Origin of the sequence: Shinella sp. WSD5-1, from assembly GCF_963942435.1 — a bacterium.
In the GTDB taxonomy this organism is placed as follows: Bacteria; Pseudomonadota; Alphaproteobacteria; order Rhizobiales; family Rhizobiaceae; genus Shinella; species Shinella yambaruensis.
Genome location: NZ_OZ012596.1, coordinates 1,174,225 through 1,197,433 on the forward strand (window position 1 = coordinate 1,174,225; position 23,209 = coordinate 1,197,433).

The following is a 23,209-nucleotide window of genomic DNA, read 5'->3' on the forward strand; positions in this document are numbered from 1 at the left end:
AAGCAGGCGGATGCCGGGGCATCCGACCGGGGAGGACGGACATGTACGATGCTGCAATGAGCTTCGGGCTTGGTGAGGAAATCGACGCGCTCAGGGAGAGCGTCCGGCGTTTTGCGAGCGACCGCATCGCCCCGCAGGCGGCGGAAATCGACCGCAGCAACACCTTTCCCATGCCGCTCTGGCGCGAGCTGGGCGATCTCGGCCTGCTCGGCATCACCGCGCCGGAAAGCCATGGCGGGTCCGGCATGGGCTATCTCGCCCATTGCGTGGCGATGGAGGAGATCAGCCGCGCCTCCGCCTCGGTGGGCCTCAGCTATGGCGCCCACTCCAACCTCTGCGTCAACCAGATCGTGCGCAATGCCAGCGTCGCTCAGCGGGAAAAGTACCTGCCGAAGCTGATCTCCGGCGAGCATGTCGGCGCGCTCGCCATGTCGGAGCCGGGCGCGGGCTCCGACGTCGTCTCGATGAAGCTGCGCGCCGAAAAGTGCGGCGACCGCTATGTGCTGAACGGCAACAAGATGTGGATCACCAACGGGCCGGATGCGGATGTGCTTGTCGTCTATGCCAAGACGGATCCGGAAGCCGGCCCGCGCGGCATCACCGCCTTCCTCATCGAAAAGGGGTTCAAGGGGTTCTCGACGGCGCAGAAGCTGGACAAGCTCGGTATGCGCGGCTCCAATACCTGCGAACTCGTCTTCGCCGATTGCGAGGTGCCGGAGGAAAACGTGATGGGCACCGTCGGGCGCGGCGTCAACGTGCTGATGTCCGGCCTCGATTATGAGCGCGTCGTGCTCTCGGGCGGCCCGCTCGGCATCATGGCCGCCTGCCTCGACGTGGTCATCCCCTATCTGCACGAGCGCAAGCAGTTCGACCGGCCGATCGGCGAGTTCCAGCTGATGCAGGGCAAGGTGGCCGACATGTATGTCGCCCTCAACGCCGCGCGCGCCTATGTCTATGCCGTGGCCGCCGCCTGCGACAGGGGCGAGACCACGCGCAAGGACGCCGCCGGCTGCATCCTGCTCTCCGCCGAAAGCGCAACGAAGCTAGCCCTCGAGGCCATCCAGGCCCTCGGCGGCAACGGCTATATCAACGACTATCCGACGGGCCGCCTGCTGCGCGATGCGAAACTCTACGAGATCGGCGCCGGCACCTCGGAGATCCGCCGCATGCTCATCGGCCGCGAAATCTTCCAGGAGACGCTGTGATGCCGGTCATCCCCTCGGCCGTGAACATCCGCAGCGAGACCTTTGCGGCGAACCGCAAGGCCATGCTGGAGGCACTCGCCCTGGTGGAGGCGGCGGCGGGCCTTGCCATGGATGGCGGCGGGGCGAAGGCGCGCGAGCGCCACGTTTCCCGGGGCAAGCTCCTGCCGCGCGACCGCGTCGCGCAATTGCTCGATCCCGGCTCCGCCTTCCTCGAAATCGGCCTCACCGCCGGCCACGGCCTCTATGACGGCGCCTCGCCCTCCGGCGGCATGATCGCCGGCATCGGCCGCGTCTCCGGCCGCGAATGCATGATCGTCTGCAACGATGCGACGGTGAAGGGCGGCACCTATTATCCCATCACCGTGAAGAAACATCTTCGCGCGCAGGAGATCGCCGCGGAGAACCGGCTGCCCTGCATCTATCTCGTCGATTCCGGCGGCGCCAACCTGCCGAACCAGGACGAGGTCTTCCCCGACCGCGATCATTTCGGCCGAATCTTCTACAACCAGGCGCAGATGTCCGCCGCCGGCATTCCGCAGGTCGCCGTCGTCATGGGCAGCTGCACGGCCGGCGGCGCCTATGTGCCGGCCATGAGCGACGAGACCGTCATCGTCGAGAACCAGGGCACGATCTTCCTTGCCGGCCCGCCGCTGGTGAAGGCGGCAACGGGCGAGGTGGTGACGGCCGAGGATCTCGGCGGCGGCGACGTGCATACCCGCCTTTCCGGCGTCGCGGACCATCTCGCGCGCGACGACCGCCATGCGCTCGCGATTGCCCGCCAGATCGCGGCCAATCTCAATACGCATAAGCCGGAGTTTACGAAGGTCGGCGACGGCGATGCACCGCTTTACGACCCGGAAGATTTGCTCGGCATCGTGCCGGCCGATACCCGCACGCCCTACGACGTGCGCGAGGTGATCGCCCGCGTGGTGGATGGCTCGCGCTTCGACGAGTTCAAGGCGCGCTTCGGCACCATGCTCGTCTGCGGCTTTGCCGCGCTGCACGGTCTTCCCGTCGGCATCATCGCCAACAATGGCGTGCTCTTCTCCGAGGCCGCCCTCAAGGGCGCGCATTTCATCGAGCTCTGCGCCCAGCGCGGTATCCCGCTTCTCTTCCTGCAGAACATCACCGGTTTCATGGTCGGCCGCAAATACGAGGCCGAGGGCATCGCCAAGCATGGCGCGAAGCTCGTTACCGCCGTCGCGACGGCGAAGGTGCCGAAGATCACCGTCCTGATCGGCGGCTCCTACGGCGCCGGCAACTACGGCATGTGCGGCCGGGCCTATTCGCCGCGCTTCCTCTGGACCTGGCCGAACAGCCGCATCGCCGTCATGGGCGGCGAGCAGGCAGCGGGGGTGCTGGCGACCGTCAGGCGCGAGGGCATCGAGCGCGCCGGCGGCAGCTGGAGCGCCGAGGAGGAGGCCGCCTTCAAGCAGCCGACCATCGACATGTTCGCCCGGCAGAGCCACCCGCTCTATGCCTCGGCACGGCTCTGGGACGACGGCATCGTCGATCCGCGCAAGACGCGCGACGTGCTGGCGCTTTCGCTCTCGGCGGCGCTCAATGCGCCGGTCGAGCCCACTCGTTTCGGCGTCTTCAGGATGTAGAGGAGGGAATGCCATGAACCGCGAAACCATCAATGCCAAGAACGCCCCCACCCCGCGCGGCGGTTATTCGCAGGCCGTCAAGATCGAGGATTTCAAGAAGCTGCTTTTCATCAGCGGCCAGATTCCCGTTTCGGACGATGACAAGGTGCCGGAAACGTTCGAGGAACAGGCTCGGCTCGTCTGGCGCAACATCGATGCGCAGCTGAAGGCGGCGGGCATGTCCAAGGCCGATCTCGTCAAGGTGACGACGTTTCTCTCCGACCGGCACCACGCGACCGCCAATCGCGAGATCCGCAGCGAATATCTCGGCGCCATCGCCCCGGCGATGAGCGTCGTCATCTGCGCGATCTTCGATGAGAAGTGGATGCTCGAGGTCGAGGCCATCGCGGCACAGTAACGCGTGGGACCCGTCCCGCGTTTCCCTATCCGTTTTGCCGGAGGCAGGATGTTCAGAAAGATCCTCATCGCCAACCGCGGCGAAATCGCCTGCCGCGTCATCCGCACCGCCCGCCGCATGGGCGTTGCGACGGTCGCCGTCTATTCCGACGCCGACCGGCAGGCCCTGCATGTCGCCATGGCCGACGAGGCGATCCGCATCGGCCCGGCGGAGGCGGCGAAAAGCTATCTGGACATCCCCGCCATCATCGCGGCTGCCAAGGCGAGCGGCGCGGAGGCGGTGCATCCCGGCTACGGCTTCCTCTCGGAGAACCCCGATTTCGTCGAGGCGGTGGAGGCGGCCGGCCTCGTCTTCATCGGCCCCTCGGCAAACGCCATCCGTGCCATGGGGCTGAAGGACGCCGCCAAGGCGCTGATGGAAAAGGCCGGCGTGCCGGTCGTGCCGGGCTATCACGGCGAACGGCAGGAGGCCGATTTCCTCGCCGGCGAGGCGGAGGCGATCGGCTATCCGGTGCTGATCAAGGCCCGCGCCGGCGGCGGCGGCAAGGGGATGCGGCGGGTGGAGCGGCCTGCCGAATTTATCGCCGCTCTCGAAAGCGCCCGGCGCGAGGCGGAAAGCGCTTTCGGCGACGGCCGCGTGCTGGTCGAGAAATACATGGCAAAACCCCGCCATATCGAAGTCCAGGTCTTCGGCGACGGGCACGGCAATGTCGTGCATCTCTTCGAACGCGACTGCTCGCTCCAGCGCCGGCACCAGAAGGTCATCGAGGAAGCGCCCGCGCCCGGCATGACGGCGGAGATGCGGGCCGTGATGGGTGCGGCCGCGGTGCGCGCGGCGGCGGCCATCGGCTATAGCGGCGCCGGCACCGTCGAATTCATCGCCGACGTCTCCGAAGGCCTGCGGCAGGACCGCTTCTACTTCATGGAGATGAACACGCGCCTGCAGGTCGAGCATCCGGTGACGGAGGCCATTACCGGCCTCGATCTCGTGGAATGGCAGCTGCGTGTCGCCGCCGGCGAGCCCCTGCCGAAGCGGCAGGAGGACCTTGTCATCGACGGCTGGGCCTTCGAGGCCCGGCTCTATGCGGAAAACCCGGCTCGCGACTTTCTGCCGGCGACCGGCCGCCTCACCGTCTTCGATCTGCCGGGCGAAGCCCGCATCGATTCGGGTGTGCGCGCGGGCGACATCATCACCCCCTATTACGACCCGATGATCGCCAAGGTGATCACCCATGGCCGCAACCGCAAGGAGGCGCTGGCGCGGCTCGAAGCGGCACTCGCCGCCTGCCGCGTCGGCGGACTGACGACCAATGCCGGTTTTCTCGCTCGTCTCTGCCGCCTGCCGGCCTTCGCCGCGGGCGATGTCGATACGGGCCTCATCGGCCGGGCCGGCGAGGGACTGCTGGCCGATCCGGATGCCTCCGAGGAGGTCTTTGCGCTCGCCGCTCTCTCGGCGCTCGGCTTTCTCGACGCGCCGGCCGATCCGGATCCGTGGGGTCATGTCCGCGGTTTCCGCCTGTGGGGGAATGCGGCCCAGACCGTCTTTCTCGATCATGGCGGCGCGGAACATGCCTTGCGTGTCACCACGCTTGGCAAGGATCACTTCCGCATCGACCATGACGGCATGGCAACGGATATCCGCGTGCAATCGGCGGATGGCCGTGCCGTCCAGGCGGATTTCGACGGGCATCTCCTGCCCGCGACGATCCACCGGGAAGGCGCCGATATCGCCGTCTTCTTCGCCGGCCACGGCCATGCCTTCGCGGTCACGCAGGAGGCCGGACATCAGGGCGAGGCGGCGGCAGGCGGCGACCGGCTCCTGGCCCCCATGCCGGGGCTGGTGCGCATCGTCTCCGTCGCGCCGGGCGCGCGCGTCGCCCGCGGCGATGCGCTGGTGACCATGGAGGCGATGAAGATGGAGCTGGTGCTGGCGGCCCCGCGCGAAGGCGTCGTGGCTGCGGTGCCCGTCGCCGTTGGCGACCAGGTGGCCGAAGGCGCGCTGCTCCTGGCGCTGGAGCCGGAGGAGGCCGCATGAGCCGGCGCGTCGAAATCGTCGAGATGGCCGCCCGCGACGGCCTGCAGAACGAGAAGGCGATCATCCCCGCCGCCGACAAGATCGCGCTGATCGATCGCCTGTCGGATTGCGGCTTCCGGCGCATCGAGGCGACGAGCTTCGTCAGCCCGAAATGGGTGCCGCAGCTTGCCGACGGGGCCGAGGTGATGGCCGGCATCGCGCGTCGGCCCGGGGTTTCCTATGCGGCGCTGGTGCCCAACATGAAGGGCTACGAGGCGGCAAAGGCTGCCGGTGTCGACGAGGTTGCCGTCTTCCTCTCCGCCTCCGAAGGCTTTTCGCGGGCCAACCTCAACTGCTCGATCGCCGAAAGCATCGAGCGTGCCCGGCCCGTCGCCGACGCAGCGAGGGCGGACGGCATTCCGCTGCGCGGCTATGTCAGCTGCGTCGTGCAGTGCCCCTATGACGGCCCGGTGGAGCCCGCCGCCGTGGCGCGGGTGACCGGGCAGTTGCTGGATCTCGGCTGCCATGAGGTGAGCCTCGGCGACACGATCGGCCGCGCCCGCCCGGAAGAGGTCGCGGCCATGCTGGCCGTCGTAACTGCCGCCGCCGCGCCGGAGAAGCTCGCCGGCCATTTCCACGATACGGGCGGGCTGGCGCTCGACAATATCCGCGTGGCGCTCGATCATGGGCTCGCCGTCTTCGATGCCTCGGTCGGCGGGCTCGGCGGCTGCCCCTATGCGCCGGGCGCGCGCGGCAATGTGGATACGCTGGCCGTGGCCGACATGCTGGCAGGGCAAGGCTATGAGACGGGGCTGGATCGCACGCGGCTCCTCGCCGCCGCCGCCTTCGCCCGCCGCATCGCCGGCAAGGAGGCCCCCGGCGCGCGGGCCTAGAGCAATTCCAGCAAAAGGGCGCAACGGTTTGCGTCCGGAATTGCGTTAAGACAAAGAGAGCATTTCCGGCCGAAGTGGCACCGCTTCGGCGCCGGCTAATGCGGTGGAAACAAGAATCTGGAGCCGTTCCAGTCCGGATGTTCGGTGTTCAGCCAGGAGGAGATGCCGTCATGAATTTCGAGACGATTTCCGTATCCGTCGACCGGCGCGGCGTGGCCGCGCTGACGCTGCGCCGCCATGCGCAGCACAATGCGCTGTCCGGCCTGATGATCCGCGAACTGACGGCCGTTGCGGGTCTTCTCGGCGAGGACCGCGCAGTGCGCCTCGTCGTGCTGACGGGAGAAGGGGAAAGCTTCTGCGCCGGCGGCGATCTCAACTGGATGAAGGAGCAGATCGCCGCCACGCGCGAGGAGCGCATCGTCGAGGCGAGACGGCTCGCCTTGATGCTGAAGGCGCTGCGCGACCTGCCGAAGCCGCTCGTCGCTCGGGTCAATGGCCAGGCCTATGGCGGCGGTGTCGGCCTCGTCAGCGTCTGCGATGCGGCGATCGCCGTGGAGGGCGCGCGCTTCGGCCTGACGGAAACCCGCCTCGGCCTCATCCCGGCGACGATCAGCCCCTATGTCGCCGCCCGCATCGGCCCCGCCGCCTTCCTTCGCCTTGCGACGTCCGCCCGCCTGTTCGATGCGGCGATGGCGCGGGGCATCGGGCTCTTGAGCCGCGTCGTGGCGCCCGACTCGCTGGACGAGGCGGTTGAGGCGGAGATCGCCCCCTATTTCGCGGCGTCTCCCGAGGCGGTTGCCGCGACGAAGGCCCTTGCGCATGCGCTCGCTTCGCCGATCGACGAGAAGGTCATCGAGATGACGCTGACGCGGCTGGCCGATACCTGGGAAACGCCGGAAGCGGCGGAAGGGATCGCGGCGTTTCTGGAGAAGCGCAAGGCGGGGTGGGTGCTGGCGGATACGGCGAGGTAATGTTCCGGTGACGTTGCGGCTCTGGCTTGGCCCCTCACCCTAACCCTCTCCCCGCAAGCGGGGAGAGGGGACGTGCCCCACGAGCCGTTATTGCTTGAGGAAACCGGCGCGGCACATCCCCTTCGCCCCGCTTGCGGGGAGAAGGTGCCGGCAGGCGGATGAGGGCAGCGCCCCGCTACTCGATGAACACCCTGACGCTCGCCGCCCGCCCGGCGGCGTCGATGACGGTCAGCGTCGAGAAACCAGCGCCCTCCGGCATCCACTGCGTCGTGCGCCGGCGCGAGGCATCGGGCAGGACCTTGCCGTTGGCAAGCCAGCGGAAGGGTGCGCGGCCGCCCTGGAGCTTGAGCACGAGCGGTGAGATGGCCGCGCCCGTCGTCGCGCCGAGCTCCACATGGGCGCCTTCCGGCGGATAGACGATCTCTGGCGCCGGTTCGCGCGCCGTCGTGGCGACGAGGCCGCTTGCGGTGGTCGAGAAACGGCGAAGGCTCGCCGGCAGCTCTGATTGTGCAATGCGCACCGCGCCGGCCGGTGCTCGCGGCAGCGCGGTGATGGCGAGGCCGGACCGGGCGAAGGCTTCGAACAGGATGGGCGCGGCGGCGCCATAGCCGGTCAGGCCCGGCACGGCCCCGTTGTCGGCCCGGCCGACCCAGACGCCCAGCACATGGCGGCCGTCATAGCCGACGGACCACGCATCGCGATAACCGTAGCTCGTGCCGGTCTTGTAGGCGATGCCGAGGCGGCGGCTGCCGGTCGGCGGCGTGACGCCGGAGAGCGCATCCGAGACATGCCAGACGGCGACGGGATCGAGCAGCGGGTCGCCCGTCATCACCGCCGCGTCGCGCACGATGCCGTCGCCGAGACGCACCGGCATTCCGCGATTGGCAAGCGCCGCGTAGAGCTGGGTGAGATCGCGTAGCGTGATGCCGACGCCGCCAAGGCCGATGGCAAGGCCGGGCGTTTCGCCCGGCGGCAATTCGGGGTGCACCTCGGCGCGGCGGAAGCGCACCATCAGCCGCGTCGGGCCGACCGCCTCCAGGAGGCGCACGGCGGGCACGTTCAGCGACAGCTGCAGCGCCTTGCGCACGCTGACGTCGCCCTGGTAGGTCATGTCGAAATTGCGCGGCCGGTAGCCGGAAAAATCGGCCGGCCGGTCCTCGACGATGGTCTCCTGCGCGACGAGGCCTTCCTCGAAGGCGAGGCCATAGATGAAGGGCTTCAGCGCCGATCCGGGCGAGCGGCGGATGCGCGTCATGTCGATCCAGCCGGCGCGGCTGCCGTCGAAATAGTCCGCCGAGCCGACCTCGCCGAGGATTTCGCCGGTGCGGGCATCGGCCATCACCATCGCGATCGAGACCTTCGGGCCGAGCCGCTCGGCCGCCTCGCGCGCCACCGTCTCCAGCCCGTCCTGCACGGTGCGGTCGAGCGTCGTCTTGTGTTCGCTCGCCCTGGCGTCCTTGCGCAGCGCAAGCTCCGAAAGGTGCGCCGCATAGGCGGGAAGCTGGCGGCGGCGGTCGGGCACCGCCTCGGCGCTCGCGCGCTCCGCCTCGCCTTCGCCGATGATCTCGGAAACGGCCATGCGGGTGAGCACGCGCTCGCGCGCCTTTTCCGCGACGGCACGGTGGCGGTCCGGCCGGCGCTTTTCGGGAAGCTGCGGCAGGGCGACGAGAAGGGCGGCTTCGGCGACGGAAAGACGCTTCGGCTCCTTGCCGAACCAGGCGAGGCTCGCGGCGCGCACGCCCTCCAGGTTGCCGCCATAGGGGGCGAGCGTCAGGTAGAGATCGAGGATCTCGGCCTTGGAGAGGCGCCGTTCGAGCTGGATGGCGCGCGCCATCTGGCGCAGCTTGGCCAGCATCGAGCGGTTCTCGCGCGGCTCGATCAGCCGGGCAACCTGCATGGAGAGCGTGGAGGCGCCGGAGACGATGCGGCCATTCGTGACGAACTGCCCGGCCGCGCGCAGCAGCGCCAGCGGATCGACGCCCGCATGCTCGTGGAACCGCCGGTCCTCATAGGCGACGAGCATGCGCAGGAACTGCGGATCGACATCGGCGGCCGTGGTCTTCAGCCGCCAGAGCCCGTCCGGCGTCGCGAAGGCGCGCAACAGGCGGCCGTCCCGGTCGAGCACTTCCTTCGAGACGATATCCGCCACGTCGACCGGCGGCGGATAGGCGCGATCGGCATGGTCGAGCCCGGCGGCAAGGGCGGCGATGAACGCCGCCCCGCCGAGGGAGCCGATCAGGAGCTTGCGCCAGAGCGCCATCGGCCGGGCTCCCTACTCGGCCTTGACGACCTGCATGCGGCCGGTCGCCGTGCGGGCGGAATATTGCGGACGGTACATGTCCTCCACCTGCGCGGCCGGGTGGTCGTAGGTGCCCGGGGTCACGGCGCGCACGACATAGGCGAGCGTCACCTCGCGGTTGTCGCCCGCGCTGCGGTTGAAGGCCGCGACGAAGCGGTCGTAGCGGAACTCCGTATGGGCCGGCTCGATCTCGCCGATCCAGTCGAAATTCGCCAGCTTCGCGCTGTCGACGAGGCTCGGATTGTCGATCTCGAAACCGGCGGGCAGGAGATCGGTGATGATGATGCGCGACGGCCAGTCATTGTGCTCCGTCACCTTCAGCACCACGACGTAGCGCTCGTTCTGCGTCGCCTCGGAGACGTTCGCCTCCTCGCCGTCGAGCGTGTAGTAGCTGCGCTCGATGGCAAAGCCGTCGCCGCCGGCCGGCAGCGGATCGGCCGGCGCCGCGACCGTCGTCAGCATGGCCGAGATGGGCTCGCCGGAGCGGTTGGCAACCGTCAGCGGGTTGTCCATCAGCGCCTTGCCCGTCATCTGCGCGGCATAGCCGCCGGAATGCGCGGTGCCGTTGATCTCGAGTGCCAGGCCCTTGTCGGCATCCTTCACGGACCGGGCGGCGAGCAGCATCCAGGTCTGTTCCTGCGTGCTGGTCCAGCGCTTGTCCTCCCACTGCTTGGCGACCAGCTTCGTCAGGTCCGGGATGATGGTCGGAACCGGACGGGCCTCGGCGGCCAGCGCCAGGATGGCGGCGCCGTCGCGCAGCGACGAACCGTAGTCGGTGCGCGAGAGGCTGGCGTTCATCACGCTGTCGCGCGACAGGCCGAGCGCGTTGGAGAAGATCGTCATCGAGCGCTGGGCATCGCCGTAGAGCCCGAGCGCAGCGGCAAGATGCGCGCGGGAGAGCGGCGAGGAGAACTCCGAGAGCTTTGTGTCGGCATAGTAGCGCAGGTCGCTGATGGCGGCCTTGCGGTTGCGGGCGAGCACGTAGAGCGCATAGGCGATCTCGTTGCCCTGGCTGGAGACGTTGACGTCGTAGGAGAGCGCGTTCTGCAGGTTGGAAAGCGCCTGCAGCATGGCCTGTTCCGGCACGTCGAACTTCTGCTCGCGGGCCCGTGTCAGGAAGTCCGTGACGAAGGCATCGAGCCACAGGTCGCCGTAGCTCGGCCCCCAGAGGCCGAAGCTGCCGGAGGAGGACTGGTTGGCGAGCACCCGGTAGATCGCATCCTGCACGCGCTTTTGCGTTTCCGTGTCCTCGGCAAGGCCGGACTGCTTGGAAAGCTCGCTGAGATAGAGCAGCGGCAGCGCGCGGCTGGTCGTCTGCTCCGTGCAGCCATAGGGATAGCGGTCGAGCGCCATCAGGAGCGCCGGGATGTCGAAGGCCGCGGCGCGCGACACGCTGAGGCTGACGGAGGCGCCGGCAAGCTGGCTGTCGGCCAGAAGCTGGTCGTCGATCGTCAGGCTGCCATTGGCGGCGATCTCGATCGGCCGGCGCGTGGTGATCGGCATGGCGGCCGGGCGCACCGGCACGTTGAGCGCCTGTTCCAGCGACAGGCCGTCGCCGTTCGAGAGCTTGACCGTCACGACGCCGTCGCCGGCCTCGCCGCCGATCAGCGGCAGGGTGAGCGCCGACTTGCCGCCGGGCTCGAGCCGCAGCGTCCGGCCGGCGCCGGTCTGCTCGACCATCACGGAGGCGTTGTGGGTGACCTCGACCGTGTAGTCGCCGGCCGGGGCATCGGTATTGGCGATGTCGAGCCTCAGGTCGGCGCGGTCTCCGGGGGCGAGGAATTTCGGCAGGCTCGCGGTCACGACGACCGGATCGCGGATGACGACGTCCTTCGACGCGCTGCCGACGCCGGTCTTCGTCCAGGCGACGGTCATGATGCGGGCCGTGCCGTTGAACTGCGGGATGTCGAAGCTGACCCTGGCCTTGCCTTCGGCATCGAGCTTCACGGGACCGGCGAAGAAGGCGACGAGCTTTTCGGTCGGCGGATTGCCCGACAGTGCCCCTTCGCCGCCATCACCGCCGGTGCGCAGCCGCCCCGTGGTGCCGAGCGAACCGTCGATCAGCCGGCCATAGAGGTCGCGGATCTCCATGCCGAGCCGGCGCTGGCCGAAGTACCAGCCGGCCGGATCGGGCGCTTCGTAGCGGGTGAGGTTGAGGATGCCGACATCGACGGCGGCGACCGTGACATAGGCCTCCTCGTCCGCGCCCGCACCGTCGATCGCAAGCGCGATGTCGAGCGGCTGGCGCGGCAGCGTCTTTTCCGGCACGTCGAGCGCGACGTTCAGCTTGCGGTCGGCGGGATCGACCTTCAGCCAGGTGATGCCGATGGCGCGCATCGGCATGCGGCTTTCCTGGTCGGTGCCCGGACGGAAGAGCGTCGCGGTGACATAGGAGCCGGGGCCCCATTCCCTGGTGACCGGGATTTCCACCTCGCCGCCCTCGGCGCCGATGGCGGCGGTCTTCGTGGCGATCAGGCTTTCGGCGCCGACGGTGATCAGCACCTGGCCGGCATGGCGCGGCGAGATCTTCAGCCTGGCCGTGTCGCCGACCGCATAGTTTTCCTTGTCGAGCGAGATTTCCAGCGCGTCCGGCGTTTCCGTCGATGTCGCGGCGACGTACCAGCCGGCGTCGAACTCGATGCTGGTCGCCGGGCCGTCCGGCTCGGCGCTTTCCACTTCGAGGCGATAGCGGCCCCAGGTGACCGGCACCGAGATGCGCCCGCCATCCGCGCCGGCATCGACCGTGCCATTGGCGATCTGCCTGGTCGCAAGCACCGGCTCGTAGCGCCAAGAGCTGCCCTCGCGATACCATTGGTAGTTCCGCTCGACGGCGAGCAGCTTCCAGGGCATGCCCTGCATCGCCTGCCTGGAGCCATCCGGCGCCACGGCGACGACATGGAAGTTGGCGACGCTGTTCTCCGGAAGCTCGCCGGTAAATTCCGGCTTCACGCCGATCATCGCGCCGGCTGCCCTGACCGGCAGGGTGAGGTTGCGTTCGACGGCGCGGCCGCCTTCCTCCATCATGCGCAGCGTGACCAGCGCCTCGAGGCGCTGGGTGGTCGAGGGAAGGTCGGCGACGTTCACCTCGAAGGTCGCCCTGCCGTCGTCGTCGAGTACGTCGAGGTCTTCGAGCGAGGTGGTGCTCTCCTCGAGCGCCTCCTCGTCGGCAAGGCCGAAGACGTAGCCGGGGAAGGCGGCGTCCTGGCGCGTCGGCTTCAGCGCGACGTCGCCCTCGATTTCAAGGCCGGCGCCCGGTGCGCCATAGAGATAGCGACCCTCGACGGAGACTTCGGCGGGAACGCCGGCCTCGATGGCCTTCGCTTCGCTCTTCATGTCGAATTCGATGCGGTCGGGCACGAAATCATCGACGAGGAACTGCTTTTCGCCGATCGCCGTGCCCTTGGGATCGGTGAAGATCTGCATGGTCCAGGTGCCGCGCATGCTGTTTTCCTGCAGCGGCAGGTCGACGGCATGGCCGCCGAGCGCGGCGCCGTCGCTGACGATGCGGCGGTCCTCCACGCCGTCCGGGCGGTTGAAGACGAAGGTGAGCGGCAGTTTTTCCACGGCATTGGCTTCGATGTCGCGGGCGAGCGCCGTCGCGTGCACCGTCTCGCCGGCGCGGTAGATGCCGCGCTCGGTCCAGGCGAGCACGTCGATGGCGCCCGGTGCCGGGCGGCCGGTGACGCCGCGGTCGGAAAGATCGAAGCCGGCGCGCGTCATGTCGAGGAAGACGAAGTCCGACGTGCCCTTCTTCGCGAGGATCACGGCGGGCGTGTTGGCGGCGGTGCCGCGCATCAGGCCGGCGGTGAAGGTCGCGCGGCCATCCGCATCGGTCGTCGCGGTGCCGAGCACCTCGTTGTTCTTGGCGATCAGCTGGAGCTCGACGCCGTCGAGCGGGCCGGCGCTGTCGAGCGAGCGGGCGAAGACGTTGAGGCCGTCCGTGCCGGCATAGGTGGTGAGGCCGACATCCGAGACGACGAACCATTGCGTCGCCTTGGCATCCCATTCGTTCGAGCGGCCGTTCGAGGCGGCGGCGGTCAGGACGTAGACGCCGGGCTTGCGTTCCGGCAGCGCCTCGTCGACCGGGAAGCTGGTGACGACGTCCTTGTTGAGCTCGGGCGAGATGTCGATCTTGCCTTCCCAGACCAGTTCGCCGTTCTCGTTTTCGATGCGGCTGGCGGAATAGCCGTCGAGCTGGGTGAGGAAGCGGCTTTCGGAGAGCAGCGAGGTGATCGCGCGGTCACCGACGCGGTAGAGCTTCAGGTCGGCGCTGTCGGTGTTGACGGAAACGATCGGGATGCCGCGGCGCACGCTTCCCGGCAGCACGAAGCCGTCGCCCGTGAAGCGCACCATGGCGGCGCGGTCCTGCACATAGACGTCGAGGTCGACGGCGGAAGCCAGCGGCTCGTCCACGGCGGAGGGCAGGCCGGGGCGGAACGCGATCTTGTAGCGCTGGCCGTGGGTGAGGCCCTCGACGCAGATCTGCCGGTCCTTGGCCTCCACGGCCTTCGGCGCCGCGCCGTCGAGCGTGACGAAGGAAGCATAGTCCGCGCCGGACTTGACAAGCGGTTCGGAGAACTCGACGCAGGCACGTGGGCTCGCGCTGTCGGAATCGATTGTGTGATTGACGACGCGGAAGCCCTGCCGGGCGCGAAGGCCGAGATAGGCCGAGCGCACCGCGACGTCCTCCTTCAGCGCGAGGCTCGCCTTGTAGGCGTTGATGCCGGCGCGGTAGTTGCTCGATTTGTCGAGCGTGTCGGCGAGCACGGCGAGTGCGCGGGCGCGGGTCTCCGTCGTGCGCGAAAGCTGGTAGGCGTTGATCGCTGCAAGCGCGCCCTGGCTGGCAAGATAGCTGTTGTTGACGGCGCGGCCCATGGATTCGGCGGTCTCGATCCAGAGATAGTAGTCGTCCGGCGCGAGCTTGAGCGCGCCCCTGAAGGCGATCAGCGCCTGGTCGAAGCGGCTGGAGGCCGTCTCGATGCGGCCGAGCGAGGCGAGGCTTTCGGCGCCCTGGCCGGTGTGCTGGGTGGCAAGCGACAGGTTATCGCGGAAGGAGCGGGCATCGTTCATCATGTAGTCGCTGATGAAGGCCAAGGCCGGCGGCGCGCCGATATCGGCGGCGACGTCCGCGCGCACGATCTTGCCGGCAACGGCGCCCTGGAAATGATTGAGCTGGTTGAAGTCGCTCTTCAGGAAGCACCACTTCACCTTGGGATTATAGGTGAAGGCGCGGCAGGACAGGTCGTCGATGCAGTCGGTCTTGCACTGGTCGAGCGTCACGTCCTGCACGGTGCGCAGGTCGAAACCGAAATAGTCGCTGTTTTCAGAGGTGACCACGGTGCGCGTTTCCTGTGCGCCTGCGGGAAGGGGAGGGGAGGCGACGGCAGCCAGAAGAAGTGCCGAGAAACCGAAGAATGCGCGCATAGACATGAAGTCCTCCTAACGCTGCCCATCTCGTTGCCGCCGCCACTGTCCAGACCCGGATGCGGCTTGTCAATCGAAAGACGGAGCGCGTCGGGAGGGCCGGAAGGGGTGGCGCATGGAACCAGGGGGAAGACGTTTCAGGTTTGCCGTTCAATCGCCGGGACCGAAAAATTTTTGGCGCGGCGTCGCGTTAACCTTTTGTTAACCATATCGGCGCAGACTTCGGATCACGGGCGAACGTTCTCTGTCATATCGCTGTAACAGCGGGCCGGTAGAAACTTCGTCAGACACGAAAGTCGTGTTTCGCAAGCGCGGTGACCACGGATGTACTGGCACCCGCGCGGAACACTTCCCCGGCCAGGCCGGGATGAGGAAGCGGGGGGATAACCCTCGCTTTTTTCATTTGCGCGCCGCCCTTTCGCGCTGGACCCTCCAGAAGGATTGCCCTACCCATGAAGCCCGCAGGACGGCCGTCCTGCCGGTTTCTCCCTGCTTTCCGGGACGGTTTCATGTCCGATGTCGCCCTCAATGTGTTGCCCATCTTCGCGCTGATCTTCATCGGCTGGCTGCTCGTACGCACCGGTTACCTGCGGGAGGCGCTGGGCGAGGGGCTGGGAGAGTTCGTCTTCCGGGTCGCCGTTCCCGTCCTGCTCTTCCGCACCATCGCGGAGGCGGATTTCGCCGGGGAATCGCCGCTGCGCATCTGGGTCGGCTATTTCGCCGGCGTCGCCTTCACCTGGACGGTGGCGCACCTCGTCGCCACGCTCGGTTTCAGGCGCGACCGGCGGATCGGCGTGCTTGCCGGCGTCTCTTCCGCCTTCGCCAACACCGTCTTCATCGGCCTGCCGCTGGTCTCGCGCATCGTCGGCGAGGAAGGGCTGGTGGCGATCTCGGTGCTGCTCTCCGTACACCTGCCCGTCATGATGATCGCCGGCACGATCCTGATGGAGCGGGCGGAACGCAAGGACGGCACGCGCGAGCCGCAGCGTATCGGCACGCTCCTCCTCGGCATCGGCAGGAGCCTGGTGCGCAATCCGCTGGTGATCGGCCTCGTCGCCGGGGCGCTGTTCCATACGGGTGGCGTGCCGCTCGCCGGCCCCGTGAAGGTGGTGGTCGACCAACTCGCGGGGGCGGCAGCGCCGGCGGCGCTCATCTCGATCGGCATGGCGCTCAACAAGTACAAGGTCGGCGGCAATGCCGGCATCGCGCTTGCGATGACCAGCCTCAAGCTCGTGCTGCTGCCGGGCTCCGTCTACGTCGCCTGCCGGCTGCTCGGCCTCAGCCCGGAATGGACGGCCGCCATGGTGCTGTGCTCCTCGGTGCCGACGGGCATCAATGCCTGGCTGCTCGCCAACCATTTCGGCGTCGGCCATGCGCTCGCCTCCTCGACGATCACCATGACGACGGCGCTCGGCGTCTTCACCGTCTCTTTCTGGGCCTGGCTTCTGGGGTGAAGCTGTTTCTCCGCGGCGGCAATAAAAAACCCGGCGCGATGGCCGGGTTTTTTTCGTCTCTAAAGCGCTGGCGTCTTACTGAGCCGGCTGCTCCGTCGTGGTGCCCTCGGTGGCGGTGCCGCCTTCGGCCGGGGCCGCGCCCTCGGTCGTCGTTGCGCCGCCTTCTGCGGGTGCGGCATCTTGCGTCGTCGTTGCGGCGCCATCGGCGGGCGCAGCACCTTCCGTCGTCGTGGCGGCGCCGTCAGCGGGAGCCGCGCCCTCGGTGGCGGTCGCGCCGTCGGCCGGCGCGGCGGAGCCTGCATCCGCGCCTTCGTTGGAGACGGTCGGCAGCGGCGCCGGATTGTCGGAAAGCGTGCGCAGATAGGCGATCAGGTTGGCGCGCTCGTCGTTCTTCTTCAGGCCGGCGAAGCCCATGGCGGTACCGGGAACGTGCTTCTTCGGCGCTTCCAGGAAGTAGCTGAGGTGATCGTAGTCCCAGAGGACCTTGTGGCCTTCGGAGAACGTGGTCATGCCGGCGGAGTAGCTGAAGCCCTCATGCGAGGCGACCGGGCGGTTCACGATGTCCCAGAGACCGGGTCCGACCTTGTTCGGTCCGCCCTTCTCCGAGGTGTGACAGCTCGCACATTTCTTGAAGGCCGTTTCGCCGGCGGCCGCATCGGCGGTGGCGAGCAGCGTGGCGATCGGAACGGTTGCAGCGGCTTCGCCGCCGCCGGCTGCCTCGCCGCCGGTTTCCTCGGCCACGATCGCGAAGCCTTCCTTCTCGGGGGCGCCCGAATGGAAAATGCCTTCAGAAGCGATCGACACGGACATAAGTACGAAAACGGTGCCGAGCAGGGCACCCACGCCCATGTTCACATAAGAGTTCATCCAAACGCTCCCCTAGGAACCGGCGGACGTGGCGCCGGCCAGTCTTGAAATCGCGCGGAACCTATGTCTTTTGCTGCTTCGTTGCAACAGTGATTGTAGCCCCCGCACTGAGACTTTTTGACACTTTTCCCGGGGGTTTTGAAGGGCTGCAGATGAATTCCGCCAATTTTGACAGGACCCTCGTCCTCATTCCCGCGCGCATGGCCTCGACCCGGCTTCCGGGCAAGCCGCTCGCCGATATTGCGGGCCTGCCGATGATCGTGCAGGTTGCGCGCCGCGCGGCCGAGGCCGATGTCGGGCGGATCGTCGTCGCCGTCGATCACCAGGATATCTTCGACGCGGTGGTGGCCGCCGGCTTCGAGGCGGTGATGACCCGCGTCGACCACCAGTCCGGTTCCGACCGCATCCATGAGGCGCTGACCAGAAGCGACCCCGAGGGCCGGGCCGAGATCATCATCAACGTGCAGGGCGACCTGCCGACGATCGACCCGGAAACGATCCGCGCCGCCCTTCGCCCGCTGGAGAACGCCGCGACCGACATCGCCACGCTGACCACCGAGATCCGCGACGAGGAGGAGAAGACCAACCCGAACGTCGTGAAGGTCGTCGGCTCGCCGCTTGGCGAGAACCGCCTGCGCGCCCTTTATTTCACGCGCGCGACGGCGCCGCACGGCAAGGGCCCGCTCTATCACCATATCGGCCTCTATGCCTACCGCCGAAAGGCGCTGGAAGCCTTTGTCGCGCTGAAGCCCTCGACGCTCGAAAAGCGGGAATCGCTGGAGCAGCTGCGCGCCCTCGAGGCGGGCATGCGCATCGATGCGGAGATCGTTGACACCGTTCCGCTGGGTGTCGATACTCCGGCCGACCTCGAAAAGGCCCGCGCGATGCTCGCGGCCAACCCCATCTGACACGGACCCCGCCATGATCATGAAGACCAACAGGATCGCCTTCCAGGGCGAGTTTGGCGCCAATTCCGACATGGCCAGCCGCGACATGTTCCCGAGCATGGAGCCGCTGCCCTGCCAGACCTTCGAGGATGCGTTCCTGGCCGTCGAGAATGGTGATGCCGACCTCGGCATGATCCCGATCGAGAACACGATCGCCGGCCGCGTCGCCGACATCCATCATCTGCTGCCGGAATCGCGGCTGCATATCGTCGGCGAATATTTCATGCCGATCCGCTTCCAGCTCATGGTGCTGCCGGGCGTGGCGAAGGACGAGATCCGCACCGTGCACAGCCATATCCATGCGCTCGGCCAGTGCCGCAAGATCGTCCGCCTCAACGGCTGGAAGCCGGTGATAGCGGGCGATACGGCAGGGGCGGCCAAGCTCGTCGCGGAGACCGGCGACCGCACCATGGCGGCGCTCGCCCCGCGGCTTGCGGCCGATCTCTACGGCCTCTCCATCGTCGCGGAGAATGTCGAGGACACGGAAAGCAACGTCACCCGCTTTGTCGTGCTGTCGCGCGATGCGGCGCCGGCGGAACGCGACGGGGACGAGATCATCGTCACCACCTTCGTCTTCAACGTGCGCAACATTCCGGCGGCTCTCTACAAGGCGCTCGGCGGCTTTGCGACGAACGGCATCAACATGACGAAGCTGGAAAGCTACCAGATCGGCGGCAAGTTCTACGCCACGCAGTTCTATGCCGATATCGAGGGCCATCCGGATGACCTGCCGGTGCGCCGCGCGCTGGAGGAGCTGCGCTTCTTCTCCGAAAAGGTCCGCATCCTCGGCACCTATCGCGCCCATCCGATGCGCAGCGCCTTCTGAAACTTGACGATCGTCAGGCGGGCCGGAACCGGCCCGCCGCAGGGGCATTTCCAAAGGAAGCGGGCCGCAGACGGCGGCCCCTTCCGGGAAAGGAGATGCCCATGCGCACGATCACCCACATAACGATCCTCGTCTCGCTGATGGTCAACGCCGTCGTCTTCGGCGTCGGCACCATCGCCATCCTCGCCGTGCCGGCGCTCAACGCGCAGGCCAAATACCTGCTGCCGGCCTGGATCGTCGTCACCTTCCTCATAAGCCCCGTCATCGCCCGGCTTCTGGCGCCGCGCCTCCGGCTGCGCGAGCATCCGGGCGACCGGCCGCATCTCGGCTGGCGCTGAGCGGCTCAGACCGCCCAGTCCAGCCAGTCGCGCATCAGGCGATGCGCGATGGCGCCCTTCGGCGGCGGGGTCGTGGCGCCGGGCGCAACGCCGGACATGGCGCTGCGCGCGATCATCGCCGCCGTCTCCTCGCGGGTGAACCAGCGGCAATCCTCCAGTTCCTGCTCGTCACGGCGGATGTCGAAGGAGATCGCCTCGCCGTAGCAGCCGATCATCAGCGAATGCGGCATCGGCCAGGGCTGCGAGGCATGGTAGCGCACGCGCCCGACCTTGATGCCGGATTCCTCCAGCGTCTCGCGGCGCACCGTATGCTCGATCGTCTCGCCCGGCTCCAGGAAGCCGGCGAGGCAGGAATACATGCCCTCCGGGAAATGCGGCGAGCGGCCGAGCAGGCAGAGGTCCCGCTCGATGTCGATGATCAGCATGATGGCGACCGGATCGGTGCGCGGGAAGATCGTGTGGCTGCACGCCTCGCAGACGCGGCGGTAGCCGCCGATCTCCGAGCGCGTCGGCGCGCCGCACTTGCCGCAGAAGCGGTTGTTGCCGTTCCAGGTCATCAGGCTGGAGGCCTGGGCGAACTGGCCGAGCAGGTCGTCGTCGAGCATCTGCTGGCGGTAGAGCGTGCGCCCGTCCGCCGCCCTCAGCGGCTCCTGCAGGGTCTCGGGATCGGCCCTGACGGGGATCGCCAGCCGCGGCTCGCCGTTCTTCAGGTAGCCGAGCAGGATGGCCTCCTCCGGCACTGGACCGAGCTCGGCCAGCTCATAGGGCGCAAACAGCGGGTCAATGATCTTCTCGTCATGCTTGACGACGAGCTTTCCTCCGGCGATCGCGAAGGCATGCACGGTCTCGGCCTTGAAGGCCTGTTCCAGGCAGTCCGGCGCGCGGTGCTCCGACTGGCGGTCGAGGCTGTTCTCCGCGAAGGCCACCATGGTGCTGGGTTCGGGGTGCGGGCGGTAGAGGTCGAAGAGCGATGGCTTCATGGCGTGAGCGCGTCCAGGATCTTGGCCGCGAGGGCCTTGGTTTCGTCGGCCGAGCGCGGCTCGGCGGTGCCGAAACCCCAGACGGGGCCGGGCCAGTTCGGGTCGCCCTCGCTGCGCGCGATGACATGGACGTGCAGCTGGCGGACGATGTTGCCGAGCGCGGCGACGTTGATCTTCTCCGCCCCGGTCACCTTCTTCAGCGCTTCGGCGACCAGGGTCGTCTCGAAGGTCAGCATGGTCTGGTCGAGCGGCGTCAGGTCGAAGATCTCGCTGACATCCGGCCGCTGCGGCACCAGCATCAGCCAGGGCCAGCGGCCGTCCTTCATCAGGCGCAGCTCGCAAAGGCCGATCTTCGTCAGAAGGTCGCTGTCGCGCACGATCCGTTCGTCAAGGTGAAAGTCGCTCAAGGGGGTCTCCCGGCATGCCTGTTTTCTAGAGTCATGCCACGGCATCCAAATTCGCTCCAACAGTTTTTTATCGGCCGCGCTTGCATTCGGATGGAATATTGCCGATATGGGGGACGGGAGGTTGGTGGTGGACGAGCCACTCGCCAACCGGGTCAGGTCCGGAAGGAAGCAGCCCTAACGAGCCCCGGCACGGGTCATCGTGCCAGCCTCCCACCTTACCGTCCTGATCCTGGCCGTCCTGTCGGGACTGAAAGTTCGATTAGCGGCAGGGTCTATGAGCGACGTAACCCCCAATCCGTCCAGCGAAAAACCCGCCGCCTACCGGGTTCTCGCGCGAAAATACCGCCCCAAGGATTTCTCCGACCTGATGGTCGGCCAGGAGCCGATGGTCCGCACGCTGACCAATGCGTTCGAGACCGGGCGCATCGCGCAGGCCTATATGCTGACCGGCGTTCGCGGCGTCGGCAAGACGACGACCGCCCGCATCCTCGCGCGCGCGCTCAATTACAAGACATCCGAGATCGACCGCCCGACGATCGACCTTCGCGTGCCCGGCGAGCATTGTCAGGCCATCATGGAAGGCCGGCATGTCGACGTCATCGAGATGGACGCCGCCTCCCATACCGGCATCGACGACATCCGCGAGATCATCGAGCAGGTGCGCTACCGTCCGGTCTCGGCGCGCTACAAGGTCTATATCATCGACGAAGTGCACATGCTCTCGACGCAGGCCTTCAACGGCCTCTTGAAGACGCTCGAGGAGCCGCCGGAACACGTCAAGTTCATCTTCGCGACGACCGAGATCCGCAAGGTCCCGATCACCGTCCTGTCGCGCTGCCAGCGCTTCGACCTGCGGCGCATCGGCGCCTCCGACCTTGTCGGCCTCTTCACCACCATCCTGGGCAAGGAAGGCGTGGAGTTCGAGCCGGATGCGCTCGCCATGATCGCCCGCGCCGCCGAGGGCTCGGCCCGCGACGGCCTGTCGCTGCTCGACCAGGCGATCGCCCATGGCGGCGGCCGCGTCGAGGTGAACGCCGTGCGCGGCATGCTCGGCCTTGCCGACCGCGCGCGCATCGTCGATCTCTTCGAACATGTCGTGAAGGGCGATGCCGCCGCCGCGCTCGCCGAGTTTTCCGCGCAATACGAGGCCGGCGCCAGCCCGCCCGTCGTGCTGACGGACCTTGCAGACTTCACCCATCTCGTCACGCGCATGAAATATGTGCCCGATGCGAGCGGCGACCAGTCTCTGAGCGAGATCGAGCGTGTGCGCGGCGTCGAGTTCGCCAATTCCATCGCCGTCACCGCGCTGTCGCGCATGTGGCAGATGCTGCTGAAGGGCATTCCGGAGACGGAGGCTTCCAGCCGCCCGGCGGGCGCTGCCGAGATGGTCATCATCCGCCTCGCGCACGCCGCCAACCTGCCGTCGCCGGAAGAGGCGGCCCGTCGCCTCGCCGAGCTCTCGGGCGGCGAGGGCGGCGGCAATGGCGCGCGCGCCCTCCAATCCGGCGGCTATGGCGGCAATGGCGGCCAGCCGACGGCGCAGGCCTCGGTCGCCGCCGTTTCCCGTTCGCCGGAGGCACCGGCCCAGCGCGCCCAGTCGGGCGGCGCGGCGGTGACCATGCTGCGTCCCGTGCCGCAGGCCGAGCCCGCATCCCAGCCGCTCGGCCGTATCGAGACCGCCCCGGCCGAGCAGCCGGCCGCCGAGCCGAAGGTACCGGTTAAGTCGGTCGCCGACATTGCCGACCTCTGCACGAAGAACCGCGACATCCGCCTGCGCGCCCTCGTGCGCGCCTTCGTGCGGCCGGTCAGCGTGGAGGCGGGGCGCCTCGAGATCAGCCTTGCCAACGATGCGCCGAAGTCGCTCGTCAACGACCTGTCGAACCGGCTGCAGGAATGGACCGGCATCCGCTGGATGGTGATCCTGTCGCGCGAACCGGGCGGGCCGACGCTGGCCGAGGCCGAGACGATGGCGCAGGAAGCGCGCGTTGCCGATGCGCGCCAGGATCCCGACGTGGCCGCCATCCTGCAGCGCTTCCCGGGCGCCAAGATCATGGACGTGCGCATCAAGGTCCAGGAAACGGAAGACGAGCCCGAGACCGTCGAGGTCGCGGCCGTCGCGGAATCCGCCGAGGGCGACATCCTGCCCGGCGACGATATCGAACACTAGCAGTTCCAGCCGAGGTGCATGGCGGAATTGCACGAAAACAAATGCTCTAACATCCAGTCAGAAAGAGGAGAGGCCGATGCGCGACATCATGGGCATGATGGGCAAGGTCAAGGAAATGCAGGCCAAGATGGAGAAGATGCAGGAGGAGATCGCCGCCCTTCAGGTGAACGGCACCTCCGGCGGCGGCCTCGTCTCGGTCACGCTCGACGGCAAGGGCAATCTCAAGGGCCTGAAGATCGACCCCTCGCTCTTCAAGGAAGACGACGTGGAAATCCTCGAGGACCTGATCGTCGCGGCTCACAAGGACGCCAAGGACAAGGCCGAGGCCGAGGCCGCCGAGAAGACCAAGGCGCTGACCGCCGGCCTGCCGATCCCGCCCGGCTTCAAACTGCCGTTCTGATCCTGTAGGGTCAC

17 protein-coding genes and 1 other RNA gene are annotated in these 23,209 nt (G+C 67.7%); 13 read left to right on the forward strand and 5 right to left on the reverse strand.

Translation table 11 applies throughout. The annotated features are described in order from the left end of the window. Positions 1–56 precede the first annotated feature (56 nt). The 6 genes from AABQ55_RS05660 to AABQ55_RS05685 all read left to right on the forward strand — a co-directional run bounded on the left by AABQ55_RS05660 (position 57) and on the right by AABQ55_RS05685 (position 7,086). On the forward strand, positions 57–1,205 hold the full coding sequence (locus AABQ55_RS05660) for an isovaleryl-CoA dehydrogenase (RefSeq protein WP_272807394.1): 1,149 nt from the start codon (positions 57–59) through the stop codon (positions 1,203–1,205). After that, positions 1,205–2,812: a carboxyl transferase domain-containing protein gene (locus tag AABQ55_RS05665; RefSeq protein WP_272804345.1), complete on the forward strand. Its 1,608-nt coding sequence runs from the start codon at positions 1,205–1,207 to the stop codon at positions 2,810–2,812. The genes AABQ55_RS05660 and AABQ55_RS05665 overlap by 1 nt, the downstream gene beginning before the upstream one ends. Positions 2,813–2,825: 13 nt before the next feature. Continuing rightward, entirely contained in the window at positions 2,826–3,209 is a 384-nt protein-coding gene (locus AABQ55_RS05670; RefSeq protein WP_244767435.1) for a RidA family protein, read from the forward strand. A gap of 48 nt (positions 3,210–3,257) precedes the next feature. After that, positions 3,258–5,243: an acetyl/propionyl/methylcrotonyl-CoA carboxylase subunit alpha gene (locus AABQ55_RS05675; RefSeq protein WP_272804346.1), complete on the forward strand. Its 1,986-nt coding sequence runs from the start codon at positions 3,258–3,260 to the stop codon at positions 5,241–5,243. Beyond that, positions 5,240–6,115, forward strand: coding sequence for a hydroxymethylglutaryl-CoA lyase (locus tag AABQ55_RS05680; RefSeq protein ID WP_272804347.1), 876 nt, complete (start codon positions 5,240–5,242; stop codon positions 6,113–6,115). The genes AABQ55_RS05675 and AABQ55_RS05680 overlap by 4 nt, the downstream gene beginning before the upstream one ends. A gap of 170 nt (positions 6,116–6,285) precedes the next feature. Further along, on the forward strand, positions 6,286–7,086 hold the full coding sequence (locus AABQ55_RS05685; RefSeq protein WP_272804348.1) for a crotonase/enoyl-CoA hydratase family protein: 801 nt from the start codon (positions 6,286–6,288) through the stop codon (positions 7,084–7,086). Positions 7,087–7,261: 175 nt separating this feature from the next. On the opposite strand, the gene pbpC is transcribed toward AABQ55_RS05685, so the two are convergent. Next, entirely contained in the window at positions 7,262–9,346 is a 2,085-nt protein-coding gene (gene pbpC / locus AABQ55_RS05690; RefSeq protein ID WP_272804349.1) for a penicillin-binding protein 1C, read from the reverse strand. Between the two features lie 12 nt (positions 9,347–9,358). Further along, a complete protein-coding gene (locus AABQ55_RS05695) occupies positions 9,359–14,809 on the reverse strand; it encodes an alpha-2-macroglobulin family protein (protein WP_272807395.1) in 5,451 nt (1,816 codons plus the stop codon). A gap of 509 nt (positions 14,810–15,318) precedes the next feature. On the opposite strand from AABQ55_RS05695, the gene AABQ55_RS05700 reads away from it, so the two are divergent. Beyond that, positions 15,319–16,263, forward strand: coding sequence for an AEC family transporter (locus tag AABQ55_RS05700; protein WP_244767440.1), 945 nt, complete (start codon positions 15,319–15,321; stop codon positions 16,261–16,263). A gap of 75 nt (positions 16,264–16,338) precedes the next feature. Here AABQ55_RS05700 and AABQ55_RS05705 read toward each other — a convergent pair whose 3' ends face one another. Then, positions 16,339–17,130 carry a c-type cytochrome gene (locus tag AABQ55_RS05705; RefSeq protein ID WP_272804350.1) on the reverse strand — a complete coding sequence of 264 codons (792 nt, stop codon included), beginning with the start codon at positions 17,128–17,130 and terminating at the stop codon, positions 16,339–16,341. A gap of 152 nt (positions 17,131–17,282) precedes the next feature. Here AABQ55_RS05705 and AABQ55_RS05710 point away from each other — a divergent pair, with 152 nt between their 5' ends. From AABQ55_RS05710 to AABQ55_RS05720, 3 genes are all read left to right on the forward strand, one after another. Beyond that, complete coding sequence (locus AABQ55_RS05710) at positions 17,283–18,038, forward strand: 3-deoxy-manno-octulosonate cytidylyltransferase (RefSeq protein WP_272804351.1); 756 nt, start codon at positions 17,283–17,285, stop codon at positions 18,036–18,038. A 13-nt stretch (positions 18,039–18,051) separates the two neighbouring features. Beyond that, complete coding sequence (locus AABQ55_RS05715) at positions 18,052–18,903, forward strand: prephenate dehydratase (RefSeq protein ID WP_244767443.1); 852 nt, start codon at positions 18,052–18,054, stop codon at positions 18,901–18,903. 101 nt (positions 18,904–19,004) lie between these two features. Next, positions 19,005–19,241 carry a hypothetical protein gene (locus tag AABQ55_RS05720; protein ID WP_244767444.1) on the forward strand — a complete coding sequence of 79 codons (237 nt, stop codon included), beginning with the start codon at positions 19,005–19,007 and terminating at the stop codon, positions 19,239–19,241. Positions 19,242–19,246: 5 nt separating this feature from the next. On the opposite strand, the gene nudC is transcribed toward AABQ55_RS05720, so the two are convergent. Further along, positions 19,247–20,221 (reverse strand): NAD(+) diphosphatase, encoded by a 975-nt coding sequence (gene nudC, locus AABQ55_RS05725; RefSeq protein WP_272804352.1) that lies wholly within the window; start codon positions 20,219–20,221, stop codon positions 19,247–19,249. Then, positions 20,218–20,673 (reverse strand): HIT domain-containing protein, encoded by a 456-nt coding sequence (locus tag AABQ55_RS05730; protein WP_443021081.1) that lies wholly within the window; start codon positions 20,671–20,673, stop codon positions 20,218–20,220. Before AABQ55_RS05730 ends, nudC begins: the two co-directional genes overlap by 4 nt. 71 nt (positions 20,674–20,744) lie before the next feature. Between AABQ55_RS05730 and ffs the strand changes: the two genes are divergently transcribed. From ffs to AABQ55_RS05745, 3 genes are all read left to right on the forward strand, one after another. Next, positions 20,745–20,842: signal recognition particle sRNA small type (gene ffs, locus AABQ55_RS05735), an RNA gene on the forward strand. Positions 20,843–20,902: 60 nt separating this feature from the next. After that, positions 20,903–22,795 carry a DNA polymerase III subunit gamma/tau gene (locus AABQ55_RS05740; RefSeq protein ID WP_272804354.1) on the forward strand — a complete coding sequence of 631 codons (1,893 nt, stop codon included), beginning with the start codon at positions 20,903–20,905 and terminating at the stop codon, positions 22,793–22,795. A 76-nt stretch (positions 22,796–22,871) separates the two neighbouring features. Next, complete coding sequence (locus AABQ55_RS05745; protein ID WP_064328809.1) at positions 22,872–23,195, forward strand: YbaB/EbfC family nucleoid-associated protein; 324 nt, start codon at positions 22,872–22,874, stop codon at positions 23,193–23,195. The last annotated feature ends 14 nt before the right edge of the window (positions 23,196–23,209 follow it).